Here is a 14,337-nt window from a genome sequence, read left to right on the forward strand (position 1 = left end):
TTGTAGCAGCTTTTTCCCGCGATGTGTCACTTCGATTGCACGCCGGCATTTCCTTCGCCGAAGCTGCGCTCCTCGACCGGCGCCAGCGGCCGTGCCGCCGTTCCCTGGCCGATCTCCTCCTGGAGAATGATCGATTGCGCGGCTTCCAGCGCCTCGGTCGTGATGCGCTCCATCTCGTCCGGCCTGATATCGGGAACGTCATCCGGCACACGCGGTTGCGGCGCTGGCGTCGTCCTGCGCGGCGCAGGACGTGCCGGCGGTTCTTCCTCGTTCCAGCCGAAGAAGCCGGTCACCTTGTTCACCAGCGACGCGAAGAAGGATTCCGGCGGCTTCGGGAAGCGCGCGTTGGCATCGATGAGTTTTGCCTGCATCGAGCGCCGCGTGAAATCGCCGACTACCGGCAATGCCGTATGCGCGCCCTGCCCCCAGTAGCTGCTGCGCATCGTCACGCGCGCATCGTTGAAGCCGACCCATGCGCCGGCCACCAGGCGGGGATGCATCAGGATGAACCAGCCGTCGGTGTTGTTCTGCGTGGTGCCGGTCTTGCCGGCGACATCGGCGCGGCTGCCGACCTGCCAGCGGATCGCGCGGCCGGTGCCCTGGTCGATCACCGCGCGCAGCATGCCGGTCAGATCGTGGGCGGTTTCCTCGTCGAGCACGCGCCTGCCGTCGCTGCTGAAGGTATCGAGCACCTTGCCGTCCTTGTCGAGGATGCGGCTGACCATGATGGGCTTGCGCGCCTCGCCGCCGGTGGCGAATGTGCCGTAGGCCGAGACCATTTCCAGCAGGGTGACCGGGCTGGTGCCGAGCGCAAGCGCGGGGACCTGCTCGAGCGGACTCTGGTTCACGCCCATCCTGCGCGCGAAGTCGGCGACGCGGCGCGGACCGACTTCCTGCATGACCTGCGCGGTGATGGTGTTCTTCGACTGCGCAAGGCCTTCGCGCAAGCTCATCTCGCGTCCGCTCGGGCCTGACATGTCGGTCGGTTTCCACACCGTGCCATCGGGCATCTTGATCTCCACCTCGTTGTCGGTGAAACGCTTGTCCGGCGACATGCCCTTTTCCAGCGCCGCGCCGTAGACGAAGGGCTTGAAGGTGGACCCCGGCTGGCGGCGCGCAGTCGCGACGTGGTCGTACTGGTCGATGCTGAAATCGCGGCTGCCGACCCATGCCTTCACATGGCCATTGGATGGATCGATGGCGAGGAAGCCGGTTTCCAGGCGCGTCTTGTCCGCAAGCAGCGGCACCACGAAAGCGGCGTTGGACTTGATCTGCTTCAGCGCCTGCTCCGGCGGCGTGCCTGCATCGATGGCCTTGCGGTAAGGGGCGGATTCGCGCACGAAGGCGTCGAGCAGGTCGGTACGTGTCTTCCAGAGATAGCCGAAGGGGCGCGTGGCCGGGTTCACCGCGGCGCTCGCCGCCATCTGGCGCATCGCACCCGTGCCCCATTCGCCGTCCGCCACGCCCTGCAGCCTGCGCAACTGCCGCTCCACCGCCTGCTCCGCGTAAGACTGCATGCGCGAATCGATGGTCGAGACGACCTTCAGGCCGTCGGAGTACAGGTTGTAGTCGTTGCGGTCGGCCCAGTCGATCAGCCATTTGCGCACCTGCACCGCAAGGTGCGGCGCCATGCCGACCGGCTCCGGCTGGCGTTCGAAGTCGAGGCGGATCGGCCGCGTTTTCAGGCGTTCGAATTCGGCCTTGCCCAGTACGCCGCGCCTGGCCATCTGCGAGAGCACGACATTGCGCCGCTCCAGCGCGCGCTCCGGACGCAGCACCGGGTTGTAGTAGCTGGTGCCCTTGAGCATGCCGACCAGTGTCGCGCTTTCCAGCACGTTGAGATCGGCGGCGGACTTGTCGAAGTAGGTGCGCGCGCCCATCTCGATGCCGAACGCGTTGTACAGGAAGGGCATCGTGTTGAGATAGGTGAGCAGGATCTCCTTCTTCGAATACACGGCCTCGATCTTGAGTGCGGTGACCAGTTCCTTGAGCTTGCGGTTGATGCTGCGCTTGCGGCCGATCTCTTCCGGGTAGAGGTTGCGCGCGAGCTGCTGCGTGAGCGTGGAGCCGCCTTCCGGGTCGCCCTGCAGTGTACGCAGGAAAGCGCCGGCGGTACGCTTGAGGTCGACGCCGAAGTGCTGGTAGAAACGATGGTCTTCGGTCGCAATCAGTGCACTGACGACATGCGGGGAGATCCGGTCCAGTTCCACCCACTCGCGGTTCATGCGCTTGAAGACGGCAAGTTCCTTGCCGTCGGCGGACAGGAGGACGCTCGGCGTTTCCGCCTTGGCCTTGCGCAGGTCGGCGATGCTGGGGGTGAACGGGATCAGGATGATCGTGTAGGCGGCCAGCAGCACGAAGCCGATGGCCGCGCCGGCCATGCCGGCCTTCGCCAGCGCCCTGAGCCGGGCGGGCCAGCCGAGCGAGGTGTCGATGACAGACGTGAAATATCCGGCGATGCGGGAAATGATCCGCGACAGGCGTGTGCGCGGCGTGTTCTCTGCTTCCAAGGCGGTTCCTGTATTCTGGCGCGCAACGATGTCGTGCTTGCTGCAGGGGAAGTATTTTACCGTTGTTGCCCGCCGGAATAGCGGAACGAAGGTGGACGGGTGATGCCAAAGCGGAATGCTCGGATTGCAGGCGGGCGCATTTTTCGAGGTCTCCCATGTCCATTTTTCCCAGCGCGCCGCGCTTCTCTCCGGCGCAGGATGACGCCGGGCCGGTGCGCGAATGGGTAATGCCGACCGCCGTCCCGCGCTTTGGCCAGGTAAAGGCCTGTGTCGCCCTGCCGCCGGGCATGCCGGATTGCCTGGAGGTGAGCATCGTCCATTCCGGCGAAGGCACCGAGCGGACCACTGCTGTCATCTACGGTACGCGCGCGATTCTCATCCACTACGCGTTCACACCGAATTGAAAAAGTTACAATTCCTTTTTCGGAAGGGAGAACCGAGATGACGCCGGAATCGCTGCTCGATCACATCGACCATGGACACCTGTGGCCTCATGCCCCGGGCGAAATCGGCAGCGCCGGCCTCGCGCACGCCTACGCACAGGCGCTGGAAGTGCGCCGCATGCGCATCGCGCGCGGCGAACGTCCCGTGGGCTACAAGGTCGGTTTCACCAACCGCACGATATGGGAACGCTACAACGTCTACGCGCCGATCTGGGGAACGGTCTGGGACACCACGCTGCGCCTGTGCGAGGGCCACGGCACGCTGTCGATTGCGCATACCTGCCAGCCGCGCGTGGAGCCGGAAGCCGTCTTCGGGATGAAGGCGACGCCGAAAGCCGGCGCGGACCTGGACGACCTGTTCGATGCGATTGAATGGGTGGCGCCGGGTCTGGAAGTCGTGCAATCGCACTTGCCCGGATGGAAATTCGTGCCGGGTGATGCCGTAGCCGACAATTCGCTGCATGCCCGACTGCTTGTCGGCAGGCGCCTGCCTGTGCGCGAGCTTGCCTCAAACGCAGCTGAACTCGACCGCATCCTGGCGCAAGCCACAGTGGAATTGCTCAAGGAGGACAACGTGGTCGAACGAGGCAATGGCGCAAACGTGCTGGACAGTCCGCTGCGCGCGCTGCTTCATTTCCTCGTCGAGTTGCGGCAGTGCCCCGGCGCCGCCGACCTGCAGGCAGGCGATGTGGTGACCACCGGGACGTGGACGGATGCCTGGGCCGTCCAGCCCGGCGAGACATGGACAGCGCGCTTCAGCGCGCCGCTGGGCACGCTGTCCGTGACACTGGAATGAATGCCGCTATTGCTGCCCTCCGACGCGCGACGGCTGCTTGACGGTGCGCAAGTAGGGCTTGATCGTGTTCCACCCCTCCGGGAACAGCGACTTCGCCTCCTCGTCGCTGACCGACGGCGGAATGATCACATCCTCGCCCGGCTTCCAGTTGACCGGTGTCGCCACCTTGGTCGTGGCGGTCAGCTGGATGGAATCGAGCACGCGCAGGATCTCGTCGAAGTTGCGGCCGGTGCTCATCGGGTAGGTCAGCATCAGCTTGATGCGCTTGTCGGGACCGATCATGAAGACCGAGCGCACGGTCGCATTCGTCGCGGGCGTGCGTCCTTCGGAAGTGCCAGGCTCGTCGGCCGGCAACATGTTGTATGTCTTGGAGACGGCAAGGTCGCTGTCGGCGATGATCGGATACTTAGGCAGCGCGCCCTGCGTTTCCTCGATATCCTTGAGCCATTTCTGGTGGCTGTCGACCGGGTCGACGCTCAGGCCGATCAGCTTCGTGTTGCGTTTGGTGAATTCCGGCTCGATCTTGGCCATGTAGCCCAGTTCCGTCGTGCAGACCGGCGTGAAATCCTTCGGATGGGAGAACAGGATTGCCCATCCATCGCCGATCCAGTCGTGAAACTTGATGGCTCCCTGGGTGGTCATGGCGCTGAAGTCGGGCGCGATATCATTGATGCGTAAAGACATGGTCGCTCCTTCGATAATCGTGGAATGGGGGCGCGGCGACAGATTGTGCGCGCCGGTTTGCAAAGCACTTGCTGCATGTCACAATGCGACCTCCTTCAGGGGCGCAGGTGCTCGTTCAGCATAGAAGCGCACTCCACGCATGATTTGACATGCATCAAGACGTCCTGATACGCCGTCACCAGGCTCCAATACAAGCATGAAAAAGACAAAACACACTCCCGGCCCGAAAGCCGCCCCTGCCGAAGAGCGGGATGAAATCCTCTCCGACCGCCTCGTCACGCTCGCGCTCGACCTGCGTGAGTCGAACGTGTACGCGGTGCTGCCCGATGCATTGCAGAAGGCCCAGTCCGAGCTGCGCAGGACGATCCGCAAGTGCCTGCAGCAACAGCGCGAGCAGGCGCTGGACGAAGCGCTGGAGCGCACCTGGGATGAGGACGCCGACGCCTACCGCGTGCTGCGCACGGAAGTCGAGGAACTGTCGGGCACCATCCTGTTCCGCCACGACAACGGACCGGACCAGGAGATCAATGCCTTCGTGGTGCCGCTCTTCGTGCATACGACCGGCGGATTGCAGAGCGACCAGGATTTCCAGGACGAACAGGCCTTCGCGGCCTTGCGCGACAGCTTCCAGGAAGGCGGCCTCGAAAGCCGCAAGTCGCATGTCGTCCTGGTCAGCCATGCCTACCACCTCGACGAGATCGAGCACATCGGCTACTGCCAGCTCAACGAGATGGTGCAGGAAGCCTATGAGGCGATGACGCGCAGGAAGGGCACCGCCGCCGATGCCATCGGCCGCAGCATGCGCGGCTGGCCGCCGTCGCAGTTCGGTCCGCAGGACAGCGCGATGGAACTGCGTTTCCTGCTCGGTTTTGCGCTGAAGCCGATGGACGATGCCTTCTATCATGTGCCGGCGAAGGAAGCGGCGGCCGACCGATATTTCGAGACGCGCGCCGAACGTTTCCGCACCTGGTCGAAACAGGTGCAGCCCTTGCTGCAACGCTGCCTGGTGACGGATGGACGCGAGGTGCAGGTCGACTGCCTGTACCAGGACCTCTTCCACGGAGGAAAGGAGACGGCGGTGGCCGAACTGGAAATGCTGCGGGTGCTCTCGGAAGTGCAACATGTCCTCGACGAACACGGCGCCGCGCCGGACAGCGTGAGGGCCGTCATCGGTCCCACCGAAGCGGATGACGGCGCGATTGTGCGCATCAGTGTGCAGTCGAAGCAAGGCGATGCGGAAATCGGCGCCATCGACAAGCCGCTCGGCCGCATCGAAACGATGGAAGGCGCGGTCGCCGACCTGGGCGATGCGCTGGCGGGCATCGGGATCGGCGCGCTGTACATCACCCGGCAGTTCGACACCGACGGCGTCGCGGCCAATGTGCGCCCGTATTCGCCGCGCTAGCGCAAGATGAACCGCAAAGATATTGCCATCGGGGCGGCATGCGTTGCGGCGGCAGGCGCAGCCGCGCTGTATTTCTTCGGCAAACCGGAGGCTGGATTCATCGATCCCTCGGACACGGCACTGGTGGCGCAGGGCAAGAACATCTATGCCACCCACTGCGCCGCCTGCCATGGCGCACACCTGGAAGGCCAGCCCGAATGGCGCAAGCGCCTTCCCAACGGCCGCCTTCCCGCGCCGCCGCACGACGGATCGGGACACACCTGGCATCACCCCGACGCAGTGCTCGTCGATATCGTGAAAAACAGTCTCGTGCCGGGACGCACTGCCCCGGACGGCTACCAGAGCGATATGCCAGCCTACGCGCAGGTGCTGTCCGATGCCGACATTGCCGCGGTGCTCGCCTACATCAAGAGTTCGTGGCCGCCGGAGGCATTGGCGATGCAGAAGGAACTGAGCCTGCGCAGGTAGGCGGCTTTCCTGTTTGACGCCGTCGCCGTTCAGGGAACCGTCAGTCGGCCGGCGACCTGCAATTTCCCTTCTGGGCCGGCCCGGACGACGATAATTTCGCCGGACCCGACCGGCTCGCCGGTCAGCGCCGTGATATTGACCTGGTGCGTCACCAGCATCAGGTTGCGCGGCGGCTGCACCGTGCGCACGATTTCCTTCACCTGCCCTGTCTGCGCGTCCTTGCGGCCGGGCGCATCGAAGAAGGAATTGAGCGCGGGCCAGACGGTGGCGTTGTCGAACGCAAGTGCCGCCGTGTCGACGCAGCGGCACCACGCGCTCGTGCGCACCTCGCTCAATGCAATGCCGCGCGTGCGGAAGGCTTCGCCGGTGCGCCGCGCCTGCGCCCTGCCTTCCGGTGACAGGTTACGCTGCGTCCGGCAGTCGCCGAGGGTGAAACCGGGCGGATCACCGGTGCCCGGTTCGGTTTGCGCATGGCGCATCAACAGGACGTAGCCGCCTGCCTGCAACTGTTTCCAGACTGACTCGTCCGCCGAAGCCACCAGGCAGAACGCCCAGAGAATGAACCCGATCCCCGCATGCCGCATATCACCTCCTGCCGGAAAACCGCCCTGGTGAAGCTATAATCGGGCCAACTCTTTCCTACAAGGCCGCCCGCTTCCATGCGTTTTTCCGTATTGCACCAATATCTCCTGCCGAAGCAGGTCCTCACCGCGCTCGCCGGACGTTTTGCATCCTCGTCCGGCGGACTGACGCCCCATGTGATCCGGTGGTTCGCCAAAAAGTATGGCGTGAATATGGAAGAAGCGCTCAACCCCGACCTGGCGAGCTATCCGAGCTTCAATGAATTCTTCACGCGGGCCCTGCGCGAAGGCGCGCGCCCGCTGGCGGACGCCGACTTCATCTGCCCGGTCGACGGTGCGATCAGCCAGTTCGGCGCCATCGAACACGACCAGATCTTCCAGGCCAAGCGCCACCGCTATTCGACCACCGCGCTGGTGGGCGGCGACGCCGCGCTGGCGGCGCAGTTCGACCACGGCAGCTTCGCCACGCTCTACCTCAGCCCGCGCGACTACCACCGCATCCACATGCCCTGCGACGGCAAGCTGTTGCGCATGATCTATGTGCCGGGCGCGCTGTTCTCCGTGAACCCGACGACGGCACGCGGCGTGCCGGGCCTGTTCGCCCGCAACGAGCGCGTGGTGTGCGTGTTCGAAGGACCGCACGGCCCCTTCGTGCTGGTGCTGGTCGGCGCGACCATCGTAGGCAGCATGGCGACCGTGTGGCACGGCGTGGTCAATCCGCCGCGCAGCGGCACGGTGCGCGAATGGCAGTACCGCGACAAGGACATCGTGCTGAAGAAAGGCGCCGAGATGGGACGTTTCCTGCTCGGTTCGACCGTCGTGATGCTCTTCCCCAAGGGCGAGATCGAATTCAATCCCCAGTGGCTGGCCGAACGCGCCATCCGCATGGGTGAAGCGATGGGCCGCAAACCCCTCGCTTGATACCGGCATGACGACGCACCAGTCCATTCTCGATTTTTCCACCACGGGACGCGGCACCCGCAACATTACGGATGCCGTCGCACGCGTCGTCACCGATTCCCGCGTAAAGACCGGCATCGCGCAAATCTTTGTGCAGCACACTAGCTGTTCGCTCACCATCACCGAGAATGCCGACCCGGATGTGCGGCGCGACCTCGAGACCATCCTCGGGCGGCTCGCACCTGACGGCGATCCCGCTTACCGGCATGACCTCGAAGGGCCGGACGACATGGCAGCGCATGCGCGCAGCGTGCTGACGGATACCGCCTTGAGCGTTCCGGTCGGCGGCGGGCGCATGCTGCTCGGTACGTGGCAGGGGATTTTCCTGTGGGAGCACCGCACAGAACCGCAGCACCGGCGCGTGGTCGTCACCGTGCTGGGTGACTAGGGCGTGTCATCCTTGACCTTGATCCCGTCCTGCTGGAATGACTGCGCCAGCGCTTCACGCGCGGCCTGCGCAATGGATAGCCGCTTCGTTTCATCGCGGAAGTGAGGGAATAACGCCTCCAGCGTTTCGTAGTTGTGCTCGCGGAACTTGTCCTTCGCCAGGCTTGCCGTCTGCGCGTCCATGCCCATCTGCTGCAAGGCTTTTTCTGCGATCAGCAAGGCGGATTCGAAGGTTTCCCGCTCGATCATGTCGACGCCCCTGCTCTTCAGCTCGAACACATGGGTGACGTCGCGCGCCCGGCACAGCATCCGCAGGTGGGGGAAATGCGAGCGGACGAGATCGGTCAGCTTCAGGTTGCTGTCCACGTCGTCGATGGCATTGACCAGCAGGATGGCCTTGTCTGCTTCCGCCGCCTTGAGCAGATCGAGCCGCGTCGCATCCCCGTAGTACACCTTGAAGCCGAAACGGCGCACGGTTTCCAGCAGGTCGGGGTCGTTGTCGAGCACGGTGATCTTGATGCCCGACGCGTTCAGCATGCGGCCGACGATCTGGCCGACACGGCCGAAGCCGGCAATGATCACGCGCGCACCATCCGGTTCGATGACGTCGGCCTCGCGCTGCGGAACGCCATGCAAGGTCTTGCCAAGCCAGTTGCCGGCGGCAAGGGCAAGCGGGGTCAGCGCCATCGAGAGCGCGACGGCCAGCGGCAGCATGTCGTCCCACGGCGCAGGCAGCACCTGAGCGTCGCGCGCGGTGGCAAAGACAACGAAGGCGAATTCGCTGCCCTGCGCGAGCAGCGCGGCGAACGGCCAGCGCTGCACCGGCGCCACCGGCAGCAGGCGCGCGAGCAGGCCGAGCGCGGCCATCTTCAGCACAACATAGCCGGCGGTGAGGGCTGCGATGGTGAGCGGCGCGGATGCCAGCAGGCCGAGATTCATCGACATGCCGACCGAGGTGAAGAACAGGCCGAGCAGCAGCCCCTTGAACGGCTCGAGGTCGGTCTCGAGCGCCTTGCGGTATTCGGAGCGCGCGAGGAGGACGCCGGCGAGGAAGGCCCCCAAGCCCATGGACAGGTTTGCCAGTGTCATCAGTTGCGCGATGCCAAGCACCAGCAGCAGCGCGAACGCAGTGAATATCTCGCGCAGCCGGGTGCGGGCGATCAGCCGCAGCATCGGGCGCATCGCGTAGCGGTTGAGCAGGTACACCGCGGCCACCGCTGCGATCGCCACCATCCAGTTGAATCCCTCCCCGCCACTCTTCGTTCCAAGCAGCGGCACGATCACCAGCAGGGGAATGGCGGCCATGTCCTGGAAAAGCAGGATGGCGAAGGCAATCTTGCCGGCCGGCGTGTTGTCGAGATGCCTTTCCTGCATGCTCTGCACGGCAATGGCGGTGGACGACAGCGACAGCGCGAGGCCGGCGACGAGCGCGGCGACCAGCGGCAGCCCGGCGAAATGGATGCCCGCCGCCAGCACGATGCCGCACACTGCCATCTGCAGCGTCCCGCCGCCGAAGACGATGGTGCGCATTTCCAGCAGCTTCTTCGGCTGCAGTTCGAGTCCGATCAGGAACAGCATGAGCACGACGCCGATTTCCGCCACATGGCTGGTGATCTCGATGTTCTTCACCAGCCCCAATCCCCAGGGGCCGATGATGCAGCCGCCGATCAGGTAGCCGAGCACAGAGCCGAGGCCGAGCCGCTGGGCCAGCGGCACAAGCAGGACGGCGGTCAGGAGAAAGACGATGGGCGTCAGCAGCAGGTCGTGCATGTGAGTTCTCTTTACGGGGGATCAGCTTTACTTTAGCAGCCATTGCATGTTCAAGTATCAACTGGCCGGGAATTCGATATATGATGAAACTGCAATACCGTGCCAGCGCGTCATACAATCGTTTTTTCATTCACGATGCAAGCATATTTCCAGGACACACCTGCCTTCCTCGCGACGATGGAGCCAGACCGCTTTCAGCGCCGTCTCGCACTTGCCGCCTTCGCGATCTCGCTTGCCTTCTTCCTTGCCGCGACGCCTTTCGCAAAAGTCCAGCTCGCGCCCGTTTCCGCTTTCATCCCTGTCTACCAGTCCGCACTGGTGGTCAGCGACCTGATCACGGCAATCCTTCTCTACGGACAGTTCCGCATCCTCCGCTCGAAGAGCCTTGCCATCCTCGCATCGGGTTACCTGTTTACCGCGTTCATCGCGACTGCCCATGCGCTAACCTTCCCCGGCCTGTTTGCGCCGGCGGGACTGCTCGGCGCCGGGCCGCAGAGCACTGCGTGGCTCTACATGGTCTGGCACGCCGGCTTCCCGCTGTTCGTGATTGCCTACACGCTGGCAGGCAACAGCGCCCTCTCCGAAAATACGCGGACACGCAACATCATTGCCGTCGGCGTCATCGTCGCCCTGCTGCTGGTTGTCGCCGCTGTGCAGCTTGTCACCGCCGGGCAGTCCCTGCTCCCGGCCATCATGGCAGGCAACCGGTATACGCCGTCGATGATCGTCGTGGTATCCAGCACCTGGGCGTTCAGCCTGATCGCCCTGTTCTTCCTGTGGCGCCGGCGCACGCGCTCGGTGATCGATCTCTGGCTGCTGGTCGTGATGGGCGCCTGGCTGTTCGACATCGCGCTGTCGGCGATGCTGAACCAGGGCCGCTTCGACCTGGGCTTCTATGCCGGCCGGATCTATGGATTGCTTGCATCCACCTTCGTGCTGGTGATGCTGCTGCTGGAGAACAGCGTGCTGTACACGCGCCTGGTGGAATCGAGCGAGCGCGAGCGGATGCGTGCCGCCGAACTGGAGCGCATGGGCGCCAGCCTGGAGGCCGCGAACAGCATGCTGGAAGAAAGGAACCGCCAGCTGCAGGAAGCCAGCCGCATGAAGTCCGATTTCCTCGCCAACATGTCGCACGAGCTGCGCACCCCGCTCAATGCCATCATCGGTTTCTCCGAAGTGCTGAAGGACGGGCTGGCAGGCCCCCTGGAGCCGCAACAGACCGAATACATCGCCGACATCCACGGCAGCGGCAGGCACCTGCTCGCGCTGATCAATGACATCCTCGACCTGTCGAAGGTCGAGGCAGGCAAGATGACACTGGAGCTGGAACCTGCCTCCATCGATGCGCTGGTGCGCGATTGCCTGCATGTGATGCGGGAACGCTCCTTGTCGCAACGCCTGCACATGACGGCCGATATCGAGCAAGGCATGGACCAGATCTGGATCGACGGCCGCAAGACACGGCAAATTCTCTACAACCTGCTGTCGAACGCGGTGAAGTTCACACCCGAGGGCGGCAGTATCCGTGTGAAGGCGCGCAAAGTCGGGCGCGAGCGTTTTCCGCACAGCAGCTTCCCGCATTACCTGGAACTGTCAGTGGCCGACAGCGGCATCGGGATATCCGCAGAGGACCAGGCCCGCCTGTTCCAGCCCTTCTCGCAGATCGAAAGCGTGCTTTCGCGCCGCCATGAGGGAACCGGCCTTGGGCTGGCGCTGCTGAAGCGGATGGCCGAACTGCATGGCGGCGACGTAACGCTCCAGAGCGAACCGGGCAAGGGTTCCACCTTCACCGTCTGGCTGCCGTGGAATACCGGGGGCAGTGCTCCCGCACCGCAGAGGGTGATTGCGACCAGTACGACACAGCCTGTGCAGCGCGGGGCCGCACCTCTTGCGCTCGTCATCGAAGATGACGAGATGGCCGCCAACCTGCTACGCGTGCAGCTGGAGGACGGCGGATTCCGCTTCGCCCGCACCAGCACGGCGGAAGTCGGGCTGGAAGTGGCGGCGCGCGAACGGCCTGATGTCATCGTCCTCGACATCCTGCTGCCTGGCATGGATGGCTGGGAAATGCTGGAGCGGCTCAAGCGCGATCCGCTGCTGTGCTCCGTTCCGGTTGTCATCTTCTCCGTGGTCGCCGACGGCAACCGCGGCCTGTCGCTGGGCGCCGCGCGCGTCCTGCAAAAACCAGTAAGCCGCGCAGACCTGATCCAGACGCTCGACGGCCTCGGCTTCCGCATGATGGCGAACAAGCCGCAGCGTACCGTGCTGGTGGTGGACGACGACCGCAAGGCGGTGGAACTGACCCGCACGCACCTGGATGCCGCCGGCTACAAGGTGCTGCCGGCTTACGGCGGACAGGAAGGCATCGACCTCGCGCGCAGCCGCCGGCCCGACCTTATCGTGCTCGACCTGATGATGCCGGACGTGAACGGCTTCGATGTGGTGGAGGCGCTGAAGGACGATCCCGTCACACGCACGATCCCGGTCGTGATCGTGACGGCAAAGCAGATCGCACCCGAAGACCGCCTGCGGCTCAACGGCCGCGTGGAAGAAATCATGCAGAAGGCCGAATTCAACCACGGCCGTTTCATCGGTGAAGTACGACGGGCGCTGCCTGTGAAGGAGGCGTAAGGTGGCGCGCATCCTAGTTGTGGAAGACAATCCCGCCAACATGAAGCTGGTGGTCTTCATCCTGCAGAAAGGCGGTCACGAGGCCATCCAGGCGGTCGATGCGGAAACCGGCTTGCGCGCGGCGCGCGAGCAGCGGCCCGAGCTGATTCTGATGGATGTGCAACTGCCGGGCATGGACGGCCTGGAAGCCACCGGACTATTGAAATCGGATCCCGGCACCAGCCACATTCCGGTGATCGCGCTGACGGCCATGGCCATGCGGGGAGACGAGGAGCACATCCGCGCCGCCGGTTGCGACGGCTACATCGCCAAGCCCATCGATTACAAGACCCTTCTTGTGCAGGTGGAACAGGCCCTGGCGCGATGAACCGCAGGGCGCGTGCGCCGGTCAGATCATGAACTGAATGAAGGAAAAACCATGGCGGATTTCGTCCTTGTACATGGCGCCTGGCACGGTGCCTGGTGCTGGAAAACAATCTTGCCCGGCCTCTGGCGGGCAGACCATCGTGCATTTGCGGTGACGCTGACCGGCACGGGTGAGCGCGCCCACCAGCTGTCACCGGGCATTTCCCTGAAAACGCATATCGACGATGTTGCCGCGGTGATGGATGCGGAGGAATTGCAGCAAGCCATCGTGGTCGGCCACAGTTACGGTGGCATCGTCATCACCGGACTGGCCGACCGCATGCCGGAGCGCATCGCGCGCCTCGTCTACCTCGATGCCGTGGTGCCGCTTCCCGGCGAAAGCTGGTCGAGCGGGCATCCGCCGCAGACGCAGGAACAGCGCCGCCAGTCGATTGCGGCAACGGGCAGCATCCCGCCGGCCGATCCGGCCTTGTTCGGGCTGTCCGGCGAGGACGCGGATTGGGTCGCGCGCCGGCAGACGCCGCAACCCGGTGGTGTCTATGACGACCGGCTGCAATTCGACGCGATGCGCGTGGCCGCCCTGCCCCGCACCTTCATCGATTGCACCTCGCCGGCCCTCGCCACCATTGCCGTCATGCGCGAGCGCGTGAGGAAGGAACCCGGCTGGGAGGTACGCGAAATCCCCACCGGCCACGATCCGATGATCAGTGCGCCGGGAGAATTGCTGCGGCTCCTGCTCGCCGCGGCCGGCCCGGCTGAAAATTGATTGACGAAGGAGCACACCATGAGTGTATTCATCAAGCCGGTGTTCGAGGGCACCGTGATATTTGAAGACAAGGAGCTGTTCAAGGGACAAGGCGCGGCAAATCAATGGGCGCAGCAGGTCGGGAACGAGTTGGGGATCGCGGTCGAGGCACGCAAGATTGGCACTGGCTGGGCATTGGTCGGCAACGTCGACGGTGTCGAGACCATGTGGGGAATCTACGGACAGCGGCTCAAGCGCATCTCTCCTTGATTGCGTAATGATGGAGTGAATCATGGAAATGAAAAAGATCAATGCCGGGAAATTGCGCGCGATCGGATACGACCAGCGCGAGCGCGTCCTGAGGGTCGAATTCGACGACGGAACCGCAATTGATTACTCGGGTGTCGGGCTCGAGGTCTGGCGCAAGTTTTCAACCACCGGGTCGGCGTGGAGCTACTACCGCGACAACATCGAGGAAGAGTTTGCGGGCCGGCGGGGCAGGGCCCAGCCCAAGGGGGCATCGAAAGCGCTCGAGGATCTTTTCAAGGCGCCTGGTGATGATGCGACTTCATGAAATCCAGCGAGCGCAGC

At 64.1% G+C, this 14,337-nt stretch carries 15 protein-coding genes; 11 read left to right on the forward strand and 4 right to left on the reverse strand.

What is annotated here, in order from left to right:
• Positions 1 to 26: 26 nt before the first annotated feature.
• Positions 27 to 2,381, reverse strand: coding sequence for a penicillin-binding protein 1A (locus AC3WOY_RS07395; protein ID WP_492429227.1), 2,355 nt, complete (start codon positions 2,379 to 2,381; stop codon positions 27 to 29).
• 284 nt (positions 2,382 to 2,665) lie between these two features.
• Here AC3WOY_RS07395 and AC3WOY_RS07400 point away from each other — a divergent pair, with 284 nt between their 5' ends.
• Positions 2,666 to 2,914 carry a hypothetical protein gene (locus AC3WOY_RS07400; protein ID WP_492422262.1) on the forward strand — a complete coding sequence of 83 codons (249 nt, stop codon included), beginning with the start codon at positions 2,666 to 2,668 and terminating at the stop codon, positions 2,912 to 2,914.
• Between the two features lie 37 nt (positions 2,915 to 2,951).
• Positions 2,952 to 3,749 (forward strand): 2-keto-4-pentenoate hydratase, encoded by a 798-nt coding sequence (locus tag AC3WOY_RS07405; RefSeq protein ID WP_492422264.1) that lies wholly within the window; start codon positions 2,952 to 2,954, stop codon positions 3,747 to 3,749.
• Between the two features lie 6 nt (positions 3,750 to 3,755).
• Here AC3WOY_RS07405 and AC3WOY_RS07410 read toward each other — a convergent pair whose 3' ends face one another.
• Positions 3,756 to 4,433 carry a peroxiredoxin gene (locus AC3WOY_RS07410; protein ID WP_492422266.1) on the reverse strand — a complete coding sequence of 226 codons (678 nt, stop codon included), beginning with the start codon at positions 4,431 to 4,433 and terminating at the stop codon, positions 3,756 to 3,758.
• 196 nt (positions 4,434 to 4,629) lie between these two features.
• On the opposite strand from AC3WOY_RS07410, the gene AC3WOY_RS07415 reads away from it, so the two are divergent.
• Complete coding sequence (locus AC3WOY_RS07415) at positions 4,630 to 5,838, forward strand: DUF2863 family protein (RefSeq protein WP_492422268.1); 1,209 nt, start codon at positions 4,630 to 4,632, stop codon at positions 5,836 to 5,838.
• Between the two features lie 6 nt (positions 5,839 to 5,844).
• Positions 5,845 to 6,306, forward strand: coding sequence for a c-type cytochrome (locus AC3WOY_RS07420; protein ID WP_492422270.1), 462 nt, complete (start codon positions 5,845 to 5,847; stop codon positions 6,304 to 6,306).
• A gap of 29 nt (positions 6,307 to 6,335) precedes the next feature.
• Here the strand turns inward: AC3WOY_RS07420 and AC3WOY_RS07425 are convergent, their stop codons facing one another.
• The gene (locus AC3WOY_RS07425) at positions 6,336 to 6,890 is read right to left on the reverse strand and encodes a histidine phosphatase family protein (RefSeq protein ID WP_492422272.1); all 555 of its coding nucleotides are present in this window, start codon (positions 6,888 to 6,890) and stop codon (positions 6,336 to 6,338) included.
• A gap of 75 nt (positions 6,891 to 6,965) precedes the next feature.
• On the opposite strand from AC3WOY_RS07425, the gene asd reads away from it, so the two are divergent.
• Complete coding sequence (gene asd / locus AC3WOY_RS07430; RefSeq protein WP_492422274.1) at positions 6,966 to 7,808, forward strand: archaetidylserine decarboxylase; 843 nt, start codon at positions 6,966 to 6,968, stop codon at positions 7,806 to 7,808.
• Between the two features lie 7 nt (positions 7,809 to 7,815).
• On the forward strand, positions 7,816 to 8,235 hold the full coding sequence (locus AC3WOY_RS07435; protein WP_492422276.1) for a secondary thiamine-phosphate synthase enzyme YjbQ: 420 nt from the start codon (positions 7,816 to 7,818) through the stop codon (positions 8,233 to 8,235).
• Here AC3WOY_RS07435 and kefC read toward each other — a convergent pair.
• Positions 8,232 to 10,004, reverse strand: a complete 1,773-nt coding sequence (kefC, locus tag AC3WOY_RS07440; RefSeq protein ID WP_492422278.1) for a glutathione-regulated potassium-efflux system protein KefC — start codon at positions 10,002 to 10,004, stop codon at positions 8,232 to 8,234. The genes AC3WOY_RS07435 and kefC overlap by 4 nt on opposite strands.
• 135 nt (positions 10,005 to 10,139) lie before the next feature.
• On the opposite strand from kefC, the gene AC3WOY_RS07445 reads away from it, so the two are divergent.
• Genes AC3WOY_RS07445 through AC3WOY_RS07465 form a run of 5 tightly spaced genes read left to right on the forward strand, consistent with a single transcriptional unit; the run spans position 10,140 to position 14,320 of the window.
• Positions 10,140 to 12,635: a response regulator gene (locus AC3WOY_RS07445; protein WP_492422280.1), complete on the forward strand. Its 2,496-nt coding sequence runs from the start codon at positions 10,140 to 10,142 to the stop codon at positions 12,633 to 12,635.
• Position 12,636: 1 nt separating this feature from the next.
• Positions 12,637 to 13,002, forward strand: a complete 366-nt coding sequence (locus AC3WOY_RS07450; protein WP_492422282.1) for a response regulator — start codon at positions 12,637 to 12,639, stop codon at positions 13,000 to 13,002.
• Between the two features lie 51 nt (positions 13,003 to 13,053).
• The gene (locus AC3WOY_RS07455; RefSeq protein WP_492422284.1) at positions 13,054 to 13,767 is read left to right on the forward strand and encodes an alpha/beta fold hydrolase; all 714 of its coding nucleotides are present in this window, start codon (positions 13,054 to 13,056) and stop codon (positions 13,765 to 13,767) included.
• Between the two features lie 18 nt (positions 13,768 to 13,785).
• Positions 13,786 to 14,016, forward strand: coding sequence for a hypothetical protein (locus AC3WOY_RS07460; protein ID WP_492422286.1), 231 nt, complete (start codon positions 13,786 to 13,788; stop codon positions 14,014 to 14,016).
• A gap of 22 nt (positions 14,017 to 14,038) precedes the next feature.
• The gene (locus AC3WOY_RS07465; RefSeq protein WP_492422288.1) at positions 14,039 to 14,320 is read left to right on the forward strand and encodes a KTSC domain-containing protein; all 282 of its coding nucleotides are present in this window, start codon (positions 14,039 to 14,041) and stop codon (positions 14,318 to 14,320) included.
• Positions 14,321 to 14,337 lie beyond the last annotated feature (17 nt).

This window comes from Noviherbaspirillum sp. FW303-A3 (assembly GCF_058788695.1).

Excerpts from the sequence above, each read along its gene's own strand:
- AC3WOY_RS07420 (WP_492422270.1), top strand. The coding sequence starts at position 5,845 with ATGAACCGCAAAGATATTGCCATCGGGGCGGCATGCGTTGCGGCGGCA.
- AC3WOY_RS07445 (WP_492422280.1), top strand. The coding sequence starts at position 10,140 with ATGCAAGCATATTTCCAGGACACACCTGCCTTCCTCGCGACGATGGAG.
- AC3WOY_RS07415 (WP_492422268.1), top strand. The coding sequence starts at position 4,630 with ATGAAAAAGACAAAACACACTCCCGGCCCGAAAGCCGCCCCTGCCGAA.
- AC3WOY_RS07455 (WP_492422284.1), top strand. The coding sequence starts at position 13,054 with ATGGCGGATTTCGTCCTTGTACATGGCGCCTGGCACGGTGCCTGGTGC.
- AC3WOY_RS07435 (WP_492422276.1), top strand. The coding sequence starts at position 7,816 with ATGACGACGCACCAGTCCATTCTCGATTTTTCCACCACGGGACGCGGC.
- AC3WOY_RS07400 (WP_492422262.1), top strand. The coding sequence starts at position 2,666 with ATGTCCATTTTTCCCAGCGCGCCGCGCTTCTCTCCGGCGCAGGATGAC.
- AC3WOY_RS07460 (WP_492422286.1), top strand. The coding sequence starts at position 13,786 with ATGAGTGTATTCATCAAGCCGGTGTTCGAGGGCACCGTGATATTTGAA.
- AC3WOY_RS07395 (WP_492429227.1), bottom strand. The coding sequence starts at position 2,381 with ATGGCCGGCGCGGCCATCGGCTTCGTGCTGCTGGCCGCCTACACGATC.
- AC3WOY_RS07410 (WP_492422266.1), bottom strand. The coding sequence starts at position 4,433 with ATGTCTTTACGCATCAATGATATCGCGCCCGACTTCAGCGCCATGACC.
- asd (WP_492422274.1), top strand. The coding sequence starts at position 6,966 with ATGCGTTTTTCCGTATTGCACCAATATCTCCTGCCGAAGCAGGTCCTC.
- AC3WOY_RS07465 (WP_492422288.1), top strand. The coding sequence starts at position 14,039 with ATGGAAATGAAAAAGATCAATGCCGGGAAATTGCGCGCGATCGGATAC.
- kefC (WP_492422278.1), bottom strand. The coding sequence starts at position 10,004 with ATGCACGACCTGCTGCTGACGCCCATCGTCTTTCTCCTGACCGCCGTC.
- AC3WOY_RS07425 (WP_492422272.1), bottom strand. The coding sequence starts at position 6,890 with ATGCGGCATGCGGGGATCGGGTTCATTCTCTGGGCGTTCTGCCTGGTG.
- AC3WOY_RS07405 (WP_492422264.1), top strand. The coding sequence starts at position 2,952 with ATGACGCCGGAATCGCTGCTCGATCACATCGACCATGGACACCTGTGG.